Origin of the sequence: Paenibacillus pini JCM 16418, from assembly GCF_000576305.1 — a bacterium.
Classification (GTDB): domain Bacteria; phylum Bacillota; class Bacilli; order Paenibacillales; family Paenibacillaceae; genus Paenibacillus_AQ; species Paenibacillus_AQ pini.
The window spans coordinates 234,805-252,013 of the sequence record NZ_BAVZ01000004.1 but is presented as its reverse complement, the minus strand read 5'-3'; the positions used below and the strand labels follow the sequence as shown (position 1 = coordinate 252,013).

Here is a 17,209-nt window from a genome sequence, read left to right as displayed (position 1 = left end):
TGTGGTCATGTAAACAATCATTCTATACATAAGAGCATTGTTCCTTTAAAGCATCTATTCGGAAAGAAGATAAGATGAAGTGGAAGCTTTATTTTGTTACAATAAATTAGCTTATGATGTTACGTTTCTATAATATATTGCTGTATTGTGGAGAGGAAGATTGTGATGGATTTGGAACAACAACTATATCAGGCAGTCATTGATTTAATAGAAGTGAGATATCCACTTGGATGGGGAGGGGCAGCCGCGGTCGCTCTTGAGGATGGTACAATTTTGACAAGCGTAGCTCCTGAAGTATTCAATGATTCCGTGAATTTGTGCATGGAGACAGGATCAATTTTAGGAGGAATTGACGTTTAAGGCATTGCATGAAGTACAGCCTTATCATTGGTCTAAAGCATATAACTCCGAACGACAAAAATAACGTACTTAAGGTTGTGAAGTGATGAATCAGGAGCAAGTCATCATGGCTGCAAAGGACTATGTAAAAGCAGAGCTAGAGAATGAACCATCGGGTCATGACTGGTGGCATATTTACCGCGTGTCTTTACTTGCGATCAAGTTAGCTAGATCGGAAGGGGCAGATGAGTTTGTCTGCGAACTTGCAGCGCTTCTGCATGATTTAGCAGATGAAAAGTTAGTAGAATCAAAGAATGTCGCTCTGGGTGGTATTTCAGAATGGCTTACATCACACAAAGTCGATTCACCTACGATTGAGCACATTATTGAAATTATTTCGACCATGTCCTACGCAGGGGCGGGGGTGCACAGATGACTACCCTCGAAGGACGCGTGGTACAAGACGCAGACCGTTTAGATGCTATAGGAGCCATCGGCATTGCCAGAACCTTTGCCTATGCGGGAGCCAAGGGGAATCTAATTTATAATCCAGATAAGCCTGCTAGGATGGATATGACTCCCGAGCAATATCGCAACGAACCAGGGACGGCAATTAATCATTTTGATGAAAAGCTTCTGAAGCTTAACAATCTACTCAATACGGAAAGTGCTCGTATGATCGGGGAGAAGAGACATTCCTTTATGGAGCAGTTTCTTACAGAATTCTATGCGGAATGGAATGTTCAATAAACGCTAGTTGATTACAATTAAACAGTATTAATGGACTTGTGAAGCATCATGGGGAATATGCCGACCCGCAAGCTCAGATACGGTGACAAAGCGAAAACCCCTCTTTTGAAGCTCAGGCAATATTTGCTTGAGTGCTTCGATCGTTTGCGATTTACCCTCTACATGGTCATGCATCAGGACGATATCCCCACTACGAGCATTATTCAGCACTTTGTTTACTATTTTATGAACGCCGGGGCGATTCCAATCCCAAGTGTCCTGATGCCAAGACCACATTACGACCAAATAGCCGTCTTTTCTGCATGTATCAATCATACGATCACTATAGAATCCGCCTGGTGGACGGAATAAATATGATTTCTGTCCCGTAACTTTAATTATCGATTGTTGCGTTTTTTCCATTTCATTACGAATACTAGCAACAGAGCTATTTCTAGTGAAATAGGCATGCGTATATGTATGATTCGCCAGCTCATGCCCCTCTGCCACTTGACGTCTAGCAACTTCAGGATGCTCATCGACTTGCTTGCCAACGACAAAGAATGTGGATTTGGCATTGTATTTTTTTAATAAGTCTAAAATTTGAGGTGTATCGACTGGATCGGGTCCATCATCGAAGGTAAGTGCGATCATATTCTTTTGCGAAGGATATTCCCATGTAACATCGCCAGTTTTCTCATAGTATTCCCGGCCCTTCTGGGTTTTGGGTGATCCAGTGGACTCCACATGTCCAGGTGTGAAACAGATGAATACTGTGAATGAAGCCGTCCATAATACTAGTTTGCGCAGCCGTTTATGCATAGTGCCCTCCCGTGTGTAAAGAACAATTAAGGTCCGAAGATAAAGTCCGTTTTGTAGTATGTGAAATTGTGGCTATTAGCATACATCGATCATTCATTTGTCGAATCAAGAAAGCGTGAATCGCTCAGCTCATGCTACAATATACGATAGGAATTATTTACGGAATTTAACTCATGAATTTCAGGAGGAAGCAATGTCATATAAACAAATAAAGTGGATGATTATCATTCTGCCCACGCTAGCGGTAGGGTTATGGGAATATATGCGACATACGTTCTTGATGCCTTATATTTCAATGGATGCTGGTAATATCTTATCTCCAATTTTTGTATTTTTAATCAGTATTACGTTACTCAGCCGCTTATTTCGGTTACTTGAACATGTGCAGGAAGAATTAAATAAGGAACGAGCCGAGAAGGCTTCCGTTCAGGCAAGAGATCTTATCGCACGCGAGCTGCACGATGGAATCGCACAATCCTTATTTTTATTGTCTGTCAAAATTGACAAGGCCGAATCTGGGAAGTCCAGTCTTTCAGAACAGGAGCGTTTTCGGGATATTCGCAAAACGGTACATGAAGTGAACCGATATGTGCGTCAATCCATCGCAAATTTACGCTTTCCATCTGCAATTCATGAGCCTGTTTATGAAGATACCATGAAGTCTAGAATTGAACATACGGCTAAAGAGACGCTGGTATCCCCTAGAATCGAGTGGTCCATTCCAGACACAGTGCTGAGTACCAAGGAGAAAGTGGAGCTGCTTGCATGTATTCGTGAAGCTCTAATGAATATTCATAAACATGCTCAAGCTACGCAAGTAGCTGTAAGTGGGCAAGGTGAAGGTCAATCTTGGCAGGTTCACATTGATGATAATGGCAAAGGAATAACCCAGAATCCTTTCGATTTGAGTGATCGTTATGGACTACGCATAATGAAAGAACGGGCAGAAGAATTACAATGGGGTATAAAAATCATAGCATTGGAACGTGGAAGTCGGATCGAAATTAATAAGGAGGCTGATTCTCTGTGAATTCATTCAGAGTGCTAGTAACAGATGATTCAGCTCATGCGAGAGAAGCGGTGTCTGAAATACTGGCTGCCGATCAGACATTCGAAATTGTTGGCATGGCACAGAGTGGTGAGGAGGCACTGAAGCTCACGGATAGTCTTATGCCAGACTTAATTCTGATGGACATTCAAATGCAAGGGATGGGGGGACTTGAAGCAACAAGGCAGATTAAGCTGCGATACCCCTATGTCAAAATCGTAATGATGACTGTCTCCGATGATGCTTCTTATTTATTTGAGGCTCTGAAACAGGGAGCTCAGGGATATTTGCTTAAAAATTTATCATCATCAACATGGATTGAATATTTACGCGCAATGATGAGTGATGAAGCCGCGCTGAGCCGAGAGTTAGCTACTCGAATACTACAGGAATTCCCTTTATCTCTTCCGAGCAGAGAACAGCATGAGACGCTGACGACACGCGAACGTGAAATTTTAAGCTGGGTTTCATCAGGTCTTACGAATAAAGAGATTGGAAGCCAGCTCCATATATCCGATCAGACAGTTAAGAATCACTTGAAGAATATTTTACAGAAGCTTCATCTGGAGAACCGAGTTCAATTGACCCGATATGCAATGGAAAAGGGACTTGCGAGCCGTAAGCAAGGTTTGTTTAATAGGCGGAAAGAATAAAAAATACTGTTTACAGACGGAGAGCGATTGCTCCCGTCTTTTTTACGTTGCTACACAAATGCATAAAATTGGATTATTGATTTGAATTTGGGAATCATAACAAGTATCAAACAACAAGGTGGGGACTTCCGTGACTGGCACATCTAATTCTCAAAAACGATCTAAGAAAATGCAGCAGAAGGATCAGCCCTACTTCGGATCTTTTGAGAATGAGCAGATGGATTGTGATATCAAGAAGAATTTGAAAAAACTGAAAGAGGACCTTGGTAACAGCAACGATCTAGTTACTCGAGAGATCGTATCTGGAACTCCAAACTTAACGGTAGCTTTTGTTTATATAGACGGATTGACAGATACAACCTCTGTATCAGAATTTACGATTCAAACCGTAATGGATGAAATTGGAAAAATACCTTCGAAGGAAGAATTACACGGAGAGTATATCTTAAATGTACTCAAGGAAAAATCGTTCACGATTGGTGAACTTAATGTTCTCACCGATTGGAAAATGGTGTATCAGCATCTGATATCAGGGGATACGATTGTATTCATCGATGGCTGTGCAGAAGGAATTGCTGCAGGTACCAAAGGTGGGGAACGCCGATCGGTGTCAGAGCCAACAGCGCAGACGGTTATACGAGGGCCACGGGAAGGGTTTACTGAGTCCATTCGAACCAACACCGCTCTGTTACGGAGAAAAATTAAAAGTCCATATCTATGGCTCGAAGAAACTCAGATCGGAAGAGTTACGCAAACCGATGTAGGTATCATGTACATTCATGGGATCGTTGAAGAAGAAATTGTACAAGAAGTAAGAGAACGTCTGGGCTCCATCGATATCGATGGAATTCTGGAATCGGGATACATCGAGGAGCTTATAGAAACGACGCATGTTACCTTATTTCCAACGATTTATAATAGCGAACGACCAGACGTCATTGCAGCAAATTTACTGGAGGGACGGGTTGCTATACTCGTTGATGGTACTCCATTTGTACTCCTTGTTCCAACAACATTTAATATGTTCTTTCAATCGGCGGAAGATTACTATCAGCGATTCGATGTTGGCAGTTTAATTCGAGTTTTACGGTACATTTCTTTTGTTATTGGGCTGCTGTTACCATCCTTTTACGTCGCAATTATTAATTTCCATCAAGAAATGATTCCCACATCATGGTTACTCAAACTAGCTGTTCAAAGAGAAGGGGTTCCATTTCCTGCGGTTGTGGAAACGTTCATTATGGAACTTATATTTGAGGTATTGCGAGAAGCGGGTGTACGTATGCCTAGAACCGTAGGAAGTACAATTTCAATTGTAGGAGGACTAGTTCTTGGTGAGGCTGCGGTAGAGGCTGGAATTGTATCTGCTGCGGCAGTTATCGTCGTTTCCCTGACTGCCATTGCAAGTTTCGTATCTCCTACGTACAACATGGGAATTGCGGCAAGAATGTTGCGATTTATTCTGTTAATTTTTGCATCGATATTGGGCATGTATGGAATATCTATTTTTTTATTATTATTAGTGCTCCACCTATGCAGTTTAAAATCAATAAAAGTACCGTATATGGCTCCATATGCTCCCTTAGTTACGAGTGATATGAAAGACTCTTTTTTTCGGTTCCCGTTTAGCAAAATGAAGAAACGCCCTAAATTAATAAATCAGAAAAATCCAGTTCGATTTCGTTCTGACGGTCAACCCGAGAATTATAGTGCAAAACAGACAAAGGAGAAACCTTGATATGATTCGAGGCATTAGTCCCGTTATCGTTTCAATCATCTTAATTCTAGTTCTATGTGGCTGCTGGGATGTGAAATATTTGGATCAATTAACGGTTGTTATGGCCATCGGCATGGACGAAGATCCGGATAAACCTGGACATGTTGTAGTAACTCTACAAGTTGTTGTTCCGAGTCAGGTCTCAGACAGTCAAAATGGAGGTGGGGCTGGAAGTATCCCAGTTACAACGTATACAGGTAAAGGAAAAACGTTAATTGATACTGTAAGGTCCATGAACTCACAGACGTCTAGAAGATTGTTCTTTTCACATAATCAAGTGCTGATTATTGGAGAGAAGTTAGCGAGGAAAGGGATTGGAACCATGTTTGATCTAATAGATCGAGACACAGAAATACGTACGGATTTCGAAATACTAGTTGCTAAGAATGGCACTGCTGCAGATATCCTCACAACACTTACGACGATGGAGAAAATTCCAGTGAAGCAAATGTATGAAATGGTACGAACATACAATAAAATGCAGGGTGTCACGTATCCCGTTAAAGCGTTGGATTTCATTCGATCTCTTGATAGTGATAAACAGCAGCCCGCAGCGGGAAGCATTGAACTGATTGGCGATGCTGAGGAGGCTCAGAAAAAAGACAATATCGAACAGATTAAACCTGCCAACTATTTGAAACTTGGTGGTATGGCTATTTTTAAAGATGGAAAGCTTGTAGGCTTTCTAAATGAACAAGACTCGTTAGGGCTGACGATTATAAAGAAAAAAATGAATAGATCCCAAATTGATATACCTTTGGATGGCGAGGATGTGGTATCTCTGGGGGTGCTCCGTAGTAAGACGAAAGTAAAAGCCAATATATACAGAAATAAGCCGGTTGTAGTCATTGAAATTGAAGAAAAGGCCCATATATTTGAGGTAAAGAGCTCGAAAGTAAGAGTACAGGATACTCAAACCATTGCTTGGCTTGAGAAAAAAGCAGAAAAACAGCTTGAAGATCAAGTTGCGGAAAGCGCGCACACTTTACAAAGACGGTTGAATAGTGATGTTATGGGTTATGGTGGCTATATCTATCAAGCCAGTCCTAAGTATTGGAGAGAGCATAGTAAGGAATGGAGCAACATATATCCAGAAATCAATACTGTCGTAAAGGCCAAGGTTGATATTCTAGCAACAGGTATCCGAAACCAATCTTACCTTAATAAAACGAGAAACAAAAATAGATAGATGGGGTGGCAAGATTGTATATTTGGATTGGGATCATTATTGCAGCAGTTATTACAGGTATTTTAGAGTGGAAAAGTTTGCTCCAGCAGGGGAAAACGAAAGATCTTGTTGTAGCATTAAGTATTTTGACGCTGGGCACAACTCTGTATCTTTTCCTTCTTTTTGAAGTTCCTATGCCAACCTTAAGCCAGTTATTGAGTAAAGGAATAGAACCGCTATATAAACCTGTAGCACGTTGGATCATGGAGGATATTGATAATGGATAAAGAAAGCAGTATTTCATCCGTTCAGTTTGCTGTGCTGATGTATATGTTCTCTGTGGGTACTGCTGCATTAATTCAACCCCATCTCATGGTTCTTCTCGCTGGACAGGATGCTTGGTTCACCTTAGTTATTGCCATGATCATTCAATTGGCACTGGCTTCACTATATATGAGTTTGGCTTACAGATTTCCTAATGAGACAATCATTGAGTACAGTCGAAAAATCGTAGGACCCTATCTCGGAACCATCGTAAGTTGTATCTATTTGCTTTATTATTTAATGCTAGGTGGGTATATTATTCGAGTTGTTAGCGATTTCATTGGTTCGGTAATTCTAATTCAAACGCCTTTGGATGCACTAAGTTTAACATTTCTTATTCCTGCACTTTATGGCGTTTTTCTGGGTCTAGGAGTCATTGGGAAAGCAGCGCAAATTTTACTACCCGTCGCATTAGGAGTATTTATTCTAACGGCACTACTGCTCATTCCGAAAGCGCAATTTAGTAATCTGCTACCTGTTTTTCCGAACGGCATTATGCCTTCGATTAAGGGGACTTATCCAGTATTAGGATTTCCCCTAATGGAATCTGCAATTGCTCTTATGCTTTTTAAGTTTGTAAAAGATAAAAAAAAGACTAAAAAATTATTTTACATAGGAATTGTTGCTTCCCCATTGACCAGTTTATTAATAACGGCATATACCATTATGGTACTCGGTGTGGATATGACTGCACGCGCCCCTTACGTTGTCTATGATATGGCTAAAGAAATACATGTTGAGCGGATATTAGAGCGAATGGAAGCCATTGTAGGCATTATTTGGATGAGTACAACCTTTGTTAAAATGAGTCTATGCTTGTATGTCTGTACCTTGGCCACAGTTCAAATATTTAAAGTAACCTCTTATCGATATTTATTGATTCCTTTAGTTTTTCTATTGCTCCCGCTGTCTTTATGGGTAGCTAATAATACGACAGAAGTCGAAGAGTTTAATCGGGATGTCTATACGATTTACACACTTCTACCTGGACTATTTATTCCTGTACTTCTGTTGGTCATTGCAAGAATAAGGGGGATGCGTGGAATCTCTGAACAGAAGCAAAATCAAAATGAATGAGATATTTACTATTGACGTATGCTTAAGGTTGTTTTATTATAGGCACATAAACGAATAACCTTTGTGGCGTGTTACCTTTAAATTGGGCATGAGCCAAGAATCGACTTCCTGAATGGAGTCTATTCTTGGCTTTTTTTGTTGACATATTTTGAAGGAAGGAGTTGCATACGCTCGTGAATTCAGTTTATGGTGTACCGCATTCCAAATGGAATAGATATGATTAGTCAATTTGAAATCGCTTACAGTGCAACGCTCTAACATAGTTAATCCATTGCTGGACATAATTGAGAAAGAGCTAAAAATTTACGTACGAAACAAACAACAATGAGGAGGAACAACAATGTTCTCAAAATGGAAATCAAAGAAAAATCAACCCATCGAAATTCTATCCCCGGTTACTGGTGAAGCAGTCTCTTTAGAAAAGGTACCTGATGAAGCATTTGCAGGTGGACATATGGGTAAAGGGATTGCCATTGAACCAACGGAAGGTAAATTAATTGCTCCGTTCGACGGAACCGTTGCACATGTCATCAAATCGAACCATGCAGTGATTATTGAGGATTCGAATGGCCTACAGTTTTTGTTCCATATCGGAATTAACACGGTAGGACTCAAAGGTGTTGGATTTACCAGTCACATTGCTACGGGTGATCAGGTGAAAGCGGGTCAAACCCTAATCGAGTTCGATATTGAAGCGATCAAGCAGCTGGATATCCAGTAATTACGCCGATCATCATTACGAACAGTGAAGATAAGGTAGAAAGTTTGGATACGACATTCGGTCCGGTAACTGCCGGCAGTAATAGCATCATGTCATTGGTTCTTAAAGGGTAGTTGAAGCTTGAACATTATATTTTAAAGGGGATGAACAACTATGTTAGCTTTTCTTCAGAAGATCGGGAAGTCATTAATGCTTCCCGTCGCAACACTGCCTGCTGCATCCATCTTGATGCGTTTTGGCCAAATTGATTACATTAAAGATTTCCATTTGGGCAATCAAGTTGGTTGGTTCCTGAACCACTACATCGCACCTTTTCTTAACGCAGGCGGAACGACCATTTTTGATAATCTGCCGATGATTTTTGCCGTTGGGGTAGCGATTGGTCTCACGGGTGATGCGGTTGCCGCATTATCCGCTGTAATCGGTTACCTTATTCTTAGTAAAGTACTCGTTGTGGTGCCAACTACCTTTACGACCATCATGGGTAAAGATGTTAAGCTCGATATGGGTGTGCTTGGGGGTATTATTGTTGGTTTGATTGCCGCTTATCTCTACAATCGATTCCACAAAATCAAACTTCCGGATTGGCTTGGTTTCTTTGCAGGTAAACGTTTTGTACCTATCATTACGTCCGTTACGATGGTTGTCGTCGGTATTATTCTTGGTCTAATTTGGGGTCCAGTACAAGACGTTCTAGACACATTTGGTAACTGGATTGTTGGGCTCGGAGGCTTTGGTGCTGCCGTCTATATGATTGCTAACCGTCTGTTGCTTCCATTTGGTCTTCATCACATTCTTAACTCCATCGTGTGGTTCCAAATTGGAGACTTTACGAATGCGGCTGGACAAGTTATCCACGGAGACTTGAACCGCTTCTTCCAAGGTGACAAATCTGCAGGTATGTTTATGAGTGGATTCTTCCCAGTGATGATGTTTGCACTTCCTGCTGCTGCACTCGCAATTATTCACACCGCTAAGAAAGAGAAACGCAAAGTAGTGGCTTCCATCTTCATCAGTGCTGGAGTCGCTTCATTCTTAACCGGTATTACGGAACCACTTGAATTCGCATTCATGTTTGTTGCTCCAGTATTGTATGGTATTCATGCCATTCTGGCTGGGGTATCCGGTTATATCATGTACGCTTTAGGTATTAAACTAGGATTTGGTTTCTCGGCAGGTTTAATCGATTACTTGTTAGGTTTCAAAATTTCTACTAAGCCGCTTCTCTTAATCCCTGTTGGATTAATCTTTGCAGTCGTTTACTACGCTTTGTTCCGATTCGTCATCGTTAAGTTCAACATGAAAACGCCAGGTCGTGAAGACGATGTTGAAACCGAAGGTGAAGTCGTTACTGAACCAGGGAACGCAAATGCTGGCTATTCGGCTAATGACAGCAAAGCTGCTAAAGTTCTAGCTAACATTGGTGGATCTGACAACATTGAAAGTATCGATGCTTGTATCACAAGACTTCGTTTAGTTGTTAAAGATGACAAAGTTGTGAATGACCAAGCTCTGAAACAACTGGGTGCATCTGGAGTCATGAGACTTGGAAAAGGTGCGGTTCAAATCGTATTTGGTCCACAGTCTGAAATTCTGAAGGATGAAATCAAAACAATTATGTAAGATGTAAATCTTTATGGTGTAGGAAAATAAAGTAAGCCCACTTGGACAACCATCCAAGTGGGCTTTTTTTTATTGTGATCCTTAACCAATAATGATTTTACCTTCTGGATAACTAAATAGTTCTTTCTCAATTTCAGTCTTTGAAAGAGCGTAGGCAAGAGTTAAGGGACCCATTCGACCTAAGAACATGAGACATATAATCCAAACCTTACCTAAGGGAGAAAGTTCAGTCGTTAAACCCATGGATATGCCTGTCGTACCGAACGCTGATGTTGATTCAAACAAGATTGTTAAGAAATCTTTATGCTCCGTCAGCGATAACAACATAGAGAAGATCACAATGAGAACTAAAGAGAGCATCGTTAGTGTGACAGCTTTATATACCACTTTCTTGGCAATACGTTTGCGGAACAATATTACATCTTCTTTTCCTCTAATCATTGCATAGACTGCCCCGACGAGTAGGACGAAAGTTGTGATTTTAATACCGCCACCAGTTGAGCCAGGTGCTGCTCCAATGAACATTAGAATAATCATGAAGAACTGAGTTGATTGTTGCAATGCCCCAATATCAACCGTATTCACGCCACCCGAACGAGTTGTGATGGATTGAAATAACGAAGCCCACACTTTACCTGTAGGACTCAGTGGCTTAAGCGTTTGTGGATTATTGTATTCCATTGCAAAGATAACTAACGTTCCGACGACAACTAACATGAGAGTAGCAGATAAAACCACTTTACTATGTAATGAAAATCGACGTTTTGTAGGGAATTCAATGACATCTGATAGAACAACAAAACCAATCCCGCCTAGAAAAATTAGACCCATCAGTACGATGTTCATGAAAGGATCATTTACATAGGAACTTAATCCACTAAACGGACCCTTAATCATACCGTACAAATCAAAACCGGCATTGTTAAACATCGAGATGCTGTGAAAAATACCAAAGTAGGAGGCTTGTCCCCAAGGCATTTCTCGTGAGAAACGCAGTGTGATCAGTATTGCTCCTACAACTTCAATCATGAGTGAATATAAGATAACCTTCTTGACAAGGCGAACGACACCGTCCATTGAACCGTGATTCAGAGCCTCCTGTAATATAAGACGCTCTCGGAGTGAGATTTTCTTATTTAATACGAGTGCGATCAGTGTAGCCATTGTCATAAAACCAATCCCACCAACCTGTACGAGCATAATCATTACGATTTGACCAAAGTGGGAGAAATCTGTTCCGGTATCCAATACAACGAGTCCAGTTACGCAAGTTGCTGAAGTGGCGGTAAAGAGAGCATTAAGAAATGAAATGGATTTACCCGTTGAAGATGCAATAGGCAGATACAATAGAAGAGTACCAATTGCAATAATAAACAGGAAACCGAATACTAAAATTTTAGCAGGTGTAATCCATTGTTTTAGCCATTTGTTTCGAAGAATAATCTCACCTTCTACATTTAATATTCCATTAACTACACATATTCTGAGGTTAATGCTTGAGCGGATGACCTGATAATAAGGTCTGATGGTAAAATAATTTTGCGTATGTCTGGTGTCGAATTGCCTTGGATGCGCTCTACGAGAAGCTGCATCCCCATCGCCCCGAATAAATAGGCGGGTTGTGAAGCGACGGTGAGAAAGGGATCAAGAGCCGAAGACAAATCTAGATCATCAAAACATACGACTGACATGTCTTCAGGCACACGTATTCCACGCTCACGGAGCGCACGGATGACTCCGACTGCAAGGAAGTTATTTGCTGCAAAAATAGCCGTAGGTGGGGAGGGGTTAGACAATAGCTGATTCAAATATTCCCCATCCTTATAGTCGCGATAGCTTTTCTGAATAATTAACTCATGATCCAGTTCAATCCCTTGCAGCTTTAGCGATTCAGCATAACCTTGATAGCGCAGTCTTGCAGTTGAAACTTCTAAAGATCCATTTACAAGGGCAATACGGCTATGACCAAGCTCAATCAAATAATCGACTAATTTCCGAGCGCCTTCTTTACTGTCACCCGCAACGATATCGGATTCAATACCAGGAACGGCCCGGTCAAGAATAACAAATGGTATTTTGTGAGCCATAAGCTTCTCCAGATTTTTCAAGGATTGATCACCCGCCGGGGCAAAAAGTACACCATCTACTCTTGTAGAGAGAACCATATCTACATAGTCTTGTTCCTTCAGATAGTCTTCATCACTGTTTCCAAAAAGAAGACGGTACCCTAGCCGTTTGGCTGTATCTTCTGCACCTCTTGCGAGGCTTGTATAGAAAGGGTTAGTAATATCTGTTATGAGCAATGAGAGTATCTTTGTTTGCTGTAAAACAAGACTGCGAGCATTGGAGTTAGGAATATAGTTGAGCTCTTCCATCACTTTTTTAACCCTTTTGCGCGTTTGCTCGCTTATTCTGCCTGTATTGTTAATGACCTTGGATACTGTCATTGCCGATACATTAGCATGTTGAGCTATATCATATATTGTAACCACTTCTAACCTCTTTTCATCTAAAATGCTCCATTTAGCTTTATAAATCAATATTAAAGAAAAAATGGATTGACAGCAACCCAAACGATTGTTATTTTAAAGTTATCGATAACCTACTGCTAACTATACTTGACTTTGAGATTTATTAAGCATCCATGTTACTTCTATACTTGCGAATAATTAGAATGCGATGTTATCGTTTATTATTTGAAAATGGAATGTAAACATGTTTTTTTTCGTTAATAGGGTTATCGGTAACCCTATTTAAATTTAAGGAGGATAAAACCATATGACGAATCAGGATATAAGATGTAATCAGGATTTTCCCAAGATCGGAATTCGCCCAACGATTGATGGTAGAAGAAAGGGTGTCAGAGAGTCGCTTGAGGATGTAACCATGAGTCTTGCGAAAGCGGTTGCAAACTTCTTAAGTAACGAGCTTCGTTACCCGAACGGGCAAGCTGTAGAATGTGTTATTGCGGATACTTGCATTGGTGGTGTTGCTGAAGCCGCTTCAGCGGCTGATAAGTTCGCCAAAGCTGGGGTGGGTGTATCGATAACGGTTACTCCTTGCTGGTGTTATGGTAGCGAAACGATGGATATGGATGCTTCGCTGCCTAAAGCCATCTGGGGTTTCAATGGTACGGAAAGACCCGGTGCAGTATATCTTGCAGCTGTATTGTCTGCCCATGCTCAGAAAGGTCTACCAGCTTTCGGAATCTATGGTCATGATGTACAGGATATGAATGATCCATCCATACCTCAGGATGTACAGGAGAAGCTGCTTCGTTTCGCTAAAGCGGGAATGGCTGCTGCACTTATGAAAGGCAAGTCTTATCTATCGATTGGTTCCGTTTCCATGGGTATCGCGGGTTCGATGATTGATCCAGATTTCTTCCAAGAATATCTTGGCATGCGTAATGAATACGTCGATATGTCCGAACTTACCCGTCGAATTGAAGAGGAAATTTATGATCCGGAAGAATTTAAGCTTGCAATGGCTTGGGTGAAAGAGAACTGTAAGGAAGGTTCAGACAATAACGCTGAATCGTTGCAGACTTCAAGAGAGCAGAAAGATAAAGATTGGGAGACGGTAGTCAAAATGACGCAAATTGTTCGTGATCTCATGGTTGGCAATCCGCGTCTCGGAGAGCTTGGATTTGGTGAAGAAGCGATGGGACACAATGCGATCGTTTCCGGTTTCCAAGGGCAACGTCAATGGACGGATCACTTTCCGAATGGTGACTTCTTGGAAGCAATGCTAAATTCATCCTTCGATTGGAATGGTATACGCGCTCCTTATCAGGTAGCAACGGAGAATGACAGCTTGAATGGTGTGACAATGTTGTTCGGGAATCTACTTACGAATACAGCGCAAATTTTCGCAGACGTTCGTACATACTGGAGTCCGGATGCTGTGAAACGTGTGACAGGACATGAGCTAAGTGGCGTTGCTGAGCATGGTCTATTGCATTTGATCAATTCGGGCTCTGCCACCTTGGATGGAACAGGTGAGCAGATGCAGGATGGTCAGCCAGTGATGAAGCCTTTCTGGGAGATTACACCTGAGGATGCAGATAACTGTTTGAAGGCCGTATCTTGGAGACCGGCAGCCGTGGAGTATTTCCGTGGAGGGGGATTCTCATCTTGCTTCCTGACGCGTGGTGGTATGCCAGTAACCATGTCCAGATTGAACTTAGTTAAGGGTCTTGGTCCAGTCTTGCAAATCGCAGAAGGCTACACTGTGGAATTACCAAAGGATGTGCATGATACGCTCGATCAGCGTACAGACTCCACTTGGCCTACAACCTGGTTTGCTCCAGTTCTAACAGGTAAGGGTGCATTCAAAGATGTGTATTCTGTTATGGATAACTGGGGAGCGAACATGGTGCCATCTGTTACGGACACATCGGCGCCGATTTGATTACACTGGCTTCGATTCTTCGCATTCCAGTTAGTATGCACAATGTAAAAGAAGAAGAGATTTTCCGTCCAAGAGCATGGGGATCTTTCGGAACGGCTGAACCAGAAAGTGCCGATTACCGTGCTTGCCAAACCTTTGGCCCACTGTACAAGTAACATCCAGAGTAGATGAGGTGATACGGTGAATACAACAGAAGCTTTAAACATGCTGGCGGTTGATTTCGGCGCTAGCAGCGGCCGTGCGATGTTAGGATCGTTTAATGGAGAGAAGCTGACGATTCAGGAAGTGCACCGTTTTGCTAATGAACCTGTGCAGCTTGGTGGAAATCTTCATTGGGATTTTCTCAGATTATTCCATGAACTGAAGACGGGAATTCACCTGTCTAAACTGAGGTCAGGCGTTTCCCCCGCTTCAATTGCCGTAGATACATGGGGCGTCGATTACGGTCTGGTTGATCGGAAAGGACGTTTAGTTGGCAACCCCTATCATTACCGGGATTCACGTACGGATTCTACGATGAACGAGGTTTTTGGTCTGATATCTGAGGATGAGCTTTATAAGCAAACTGGCATCCAGTCTTCACAAATCAATACGATTTTTCAACTATATACCGAAGATCGAATTCGCAGTTTTCAACATACTGATCAGCTCAAAATGTTATTTATGCCGGATTTATTCCATTATTATCTTTCGGGTGTAATGGCTAATGAATATACGATCGCAAGTACAAGTGGTCTGTTAAATCCCATAAATAGGAACTGGAATATTGAAATCATGGATACATTAAATATTCCTAGCACCTTATTTAGCGATATTGTTGCTCCTGGTACAAAGCTGGGAAGCCTCCGTAAGGCCATTGGCGATGAGCTTCATGTGGGAGCGATACCCATTGTAGCAGCATGCGGACATGATACGGCATCTGCCCTAGTATCGGTTCCTACAGATGTATCTCATTATGCTTTTATAAGTTCAGGTACATGGTCGATCATGGGAATGGAGCTAGATGAGCCCATTTTATCTGTAGACAGCCGGCAAAGCTTATTCAGCAACGAAGGTGGAGCAGAGCATAAGATTCGTCTTCTGAAGAACATTATGGGACTGTGGCTACTTCAGGAATGCCGACGGGCATGGGCGCTTGAAGGAACTACATTGAATTATGATGAGCTTACTCAAATGGCGCTATCTGCGCCTCAGAATGGTAGTTACATTGATGCTGATGACGTAGTCTTCTTACCTCCAGGAGGAATGCCGAAACGTATTCAAGAATATTGCAGAGCATCGGGGCAAATTGTCCCTGAATCGCGCGCTGAAATCGTCCGATGTATCGTCGAGAGTCTAGCATTCAAGTACAAGCAGACACTCACGGAGATGGAGAAGCTTTCTGGGAAACGTCTTGAGCATATTTATATGGTAGGCGGTGGAATACAGAATCGACTGCTCTGTCAATTGACCGCTAGTGTGACAGGCAAACCTGTTATTGCAGGACCTGTAGAAGCTACTGCTATCGGAAATATGATGATGCAGGCTAAAGCGCATGGTGAAGTGAAGGATTTAAGCGAGATTCGTGGAATTGTGAAGCAATCCTTCCCGCCAGAAATCTACCATCCAGAAGATACAGCGATGTGGGAAGAGCGTTATGAGCGTTATTTGAAGCTCTTCGTTCATCTTTCTTAATTTAAATTTAGGGAGTGGAGATCCATATGACACAATCATTGGAACAAAAAACTAGAGAAGAACTATCATTATACGCACGCAAAATCGTAGCAAAAGGGCTTGTTGTTGGACCTGGTGGCAACATCAGTGCTCGCGCTGATGATATCATGCTGCTCTCACCAAGCGGATTCGCCCTTGAGGATATTGAACCGCATCAATGGATTCGGGTGGAAATTGAATCGGGTAAAGTGTTGGATCAAGAAGTTCGTCCTTCTTCCGAAGTACTGATGCACTTGTATGCATACCGTGTGAATCCAGACATGCAAGCTATCGTTCACACGCATCCTGCATACTGTATTGCTCTGACACTCGTGAGTAAAGAGCTTCCGATGCTATTCCCTGACCAAGCTGCGCTGGTGGGTGAAGTTACGTTCGTTCCTTACGTGCTACCAACAACTGATTTATTGGCAGATGCTGTCGCTGCGAAAGCAGATAAATTCAATTCCATTTTGCTCGAAAACCATGGTCTCGTGACGACAGGCAAAAACCTGCGTGAAGCTTATTACCGTACCGAAGTTGTAGAGGAAAGCGCAAAAATTTATTTAGCTGCCAAAGCCGTCGGCACACCTAAAGTGTTAACTGACGAAGAATATAAAGAGATTCAATCGCTTGAGAGTGAAGCATATCGAGTGAAACTACTGCAGAAATTGCAATGAGTTAGGTAAGTTTAATTTTAAATAGTACACCCCTTAAGTAGATATTGGAATCCAAATTGGAAACTGATGATGCTTAGGGGGTGTTTTTTATTAGGAATTAAATATACATTTGTTTATGTTAAAATAAGGAATAAAATAAAGATTTT

Annotated in this window: 12 protein-coding genes and 4 pseudogenes; 13 read left to right on the top strand and 3 right to left on the bottom strand. The window is 41.7% G+C overall.

From position 1 onward, the window contains the following. Positions 1–165: 165 nt before the first annotated feature. Positions 166–342, top strand: a pseudogene (locus tag JCM16418_RS08320) (cytidine/deoxycytidylate deaminase family protein); the annotation flags it as partial. A 103-nt stretch (positions 343–445) separates the two neighbouring features. Further along, positions 446–1,089, top strand: a pseudogene (locus JCM16418_RS08315) (HD domain-containing protein). A gap of 27 nt (positions 1,090–1,116) precedes the next feature. Here JCM16418_RS08315 and JCM16418_RS08310 read toward each other — a convergent pair. Next, a complete protein-coding gene (locus JCM16418_RS08310; protein ID WP_081765361.1) occupies positions 1,117–1,890 on the bottom strand; it encodes a polysaccharide deacetylase family protein in 774 nt (257 codons plus the stop codon). A 193-nt stretch (positions 1,891–2,083) separates the two neighbouring features. Between JCM16418_RS08310 and JCM16418_RS08305 the strand changes: the two genes are divergently transcribed. The 8 genes and pseudogenes from JCM16418_RS08305 (at position 2,084) to nagE (ending at position 10,281) form a co-directional block, all read left to right on the top strand. Continuing rightward, positions 2,084–2,920, top strand: a complete 837-nt coding sequence (locus tag JCM16418_RS08305) for a sensor histidine kinase (RefSeq protein ID WP_036647562.1) — start codon at positions 2,084–2,086, stop codon at positions 2,918–2,920. After that, the gene (locus JCM16418_RS08300; protein ID WP_036647561.1) at positions 2,917–3,591 is read left to right on the top strand and encodes a response regulator; all 675 of its coding nucleotides are present in this window, start codon (positions 2,917–2,919) and stop codon (positions 3,589–3,591) included. Before JCM16418_RS08305 ends, JCM16418_RS08300 begins: the two co-directional genes overlap by 4 nt. Before the next feature lie 130 nt (positions 3,592–3,721). Next, positions 3,722–5,329 (top strand): spore germination protein, encoded by a 1,608-nt coding sequence (locus JCM16418_RS08295; RefSeq protein WP_242403755.1) that lies wholly within the window; start codon positions 3,722–3,724, stop codon positions 5,327–5,329. A gap of 1 nt (position 5,330) precedes the next feature. Continuing rightward, positions 5,331–6,557 (top strand): Ger(x)C family spore germination protein, encoded by a 1,227-nt coding sequence (locus JCM16418_RS08290; protein WP_036647558.1) that lies wholly within the window; start codon positions 5,331–5,333, stop codon positions 6,555–6,557. 14 nt (positions 6,558–6,571) lie between these two features. Next, on the top strand, positions 6,572–6,823 hold the full coding sequence (locus JCM16418_RS08285) for a hypothetical protein (RefSeq protein ID WP_036647556.1): 252 nt from the start codon (positions 6,572–6,574) through the stop codon (positions 6,821–6,823). After that, positions 6,816–7,937 carry a GerAB/ArcD/ProY family transporter gene (locus JCM16418_RS08280; RefSeq protein ID WP_036647554.1) on the top strand — a complete coding sequence of 374 codons (1,122 nt, stop codon included), beginning with the start codon at positions 6,816–6,818 and terminating at the stop codon, positions 7,935–7,937. Before JCM16418_RS08285 ends, JCM16418_RS08280 begins: the two co-directional genes overlap by 8 nt. Positions 7,938–8,277: 340 nt before the next feature. Continuing rightward, positions 8,278–8,771 (top strand): annotated as a pseudogene (locus tag JCM16418_RS08275) (PTS sugar transporter subunit IIA). A gap of 40 nt (positions 8,772–8,811) precedes the next feature. Continuing rightward, positions 8,812–10,281, top strand: a complete 1,470-nt coding sequence (gene nagE / locus JCM16418_RS08270; protein WP_036647551.1) for an N-acetylglucosamine-specific PTS transporter subunit IIBC — start codon at positions 8,812–8,814, stop codon at positions 10,279–10,281. A gap of 81 nt (positions 10,282–10,362) precedes the next feature. Here the strand turns inward: nagE and JCM16418_RS08265 are convergent, their stop codons facing one another. Together JCM16418_RS08265 and JCM16418_RS08260 are read right to left on the bottom strand one after the other, a co-directional pair. Next, positions 10,363–11,721 carry a TrkH family potassium uptake protein gene (locus JCM16418_RS08265; protein WP_036647548.1) on the bottom strand — a complete coding sequence of 453 codons (1,359 nt, stop codon included), beginning with the start codon at positions 11,719–11,721 and terminating at the stop codon, positions 10,363–10,365. Positions 11,722–11,753: 32 nt separating this feature from the next. Next, positions 11,754–12,773, bottom strand: a complete 1,020-nt coding sequence (locus JCM16418_RS08260; RefSeq protein ID WP_036647546.1) for a LacI family DNA-binding transcriptional regulator — start codon at positions 12,771–12,773, stop codon at positions 11,754–11,756. Positions 12,774–13,059: 286 nt separating this feature from the next. Here JCM16418_RS08260 and JCM16418_RS08255 point away from each other — a divergent pair. The 3 genes and pseudogenes from JCM16418_RS08255 to JCM16418_RS08245 all read left to right on the top strand — a co-directional run bounded on the left by JCM16418_RS08255 (position 13,060) and on the right by JCM16418_RS08245 (position 17,063). Beyond that, a pseudogene (locus JCM16418_RS08255) lies at positions 13,060–14,849 on the top strand (L-fucose isomerase). Positions 14,850–14,874: 25 nt separating this feature from the next. Continuing rightward, positions 14,875–16,368: a rhamnulokinase gene (locus JCM16418_RS08250; protein WP_242403754.1), complete on the top strand. Its 1,494-nt coding sequence runs from the start codon at positions 14,875–14,877 to the stop codon at positions 16,366–16,368. A gap of 26 nt (positions 16,369–16,394) precedes the next feature. Next, on the top strand, positions 16,395–17,063 hold the full coding sequence (locus tag JCM16418_RS08245; RefSeq protein ID WP_036647543.1) for a class II aldolase/adducin family protein: 669 nt from the start codon (positions 16,395–16,397) through the stop codon (positions 17,061–17,063). The last annotated feature ends 146 nt before the right edge of the window (positions 17,064–17,209 follow it).

Coding starts and splice junctions, on each gene's coding strand:
- JCM16418_RS08280 (WP_036647554.1), top strand. CDS start 6,816: ATGGATAAAGAAAGCAGTATTTCATCCGTTCAGTTTGCTGTGCTGATG.
- nagE (WP_036647551.1), top strand. CDS start 8,812: ATGTTAGCTTTTCTTCAGAAGATCGGGAAGTCATTAATGCTTCCCGTC.
- JCM16418_RS08290 (WP_036647558.1), top strand. CDS start 5,331: ATGATTCGAGGCATTAGTCCCGTTATCGTTTCAATCATCTTAATTCTA.
- JCM16418_RS08305 (WP_036647562.1), top strand. CDS start 2,084: ATGTCATATAAACAAATAAAGTGGATGATTATCATTCTGCCCACGCTA.
- JCM16418_RS08310 (WP_081765361.1), bottom strand. CDS start 1,890: ATGCATAAACGGCTGCGCAAACTAGTATTATGGACGGCTTCATTCACA.
- JCM16418_RS08245 (WP_036647543.1), top strand. CDS start 16,395: ATGACACAATCATTGGAACAAAAAACTAGAGAAGAACTATCATTATAC.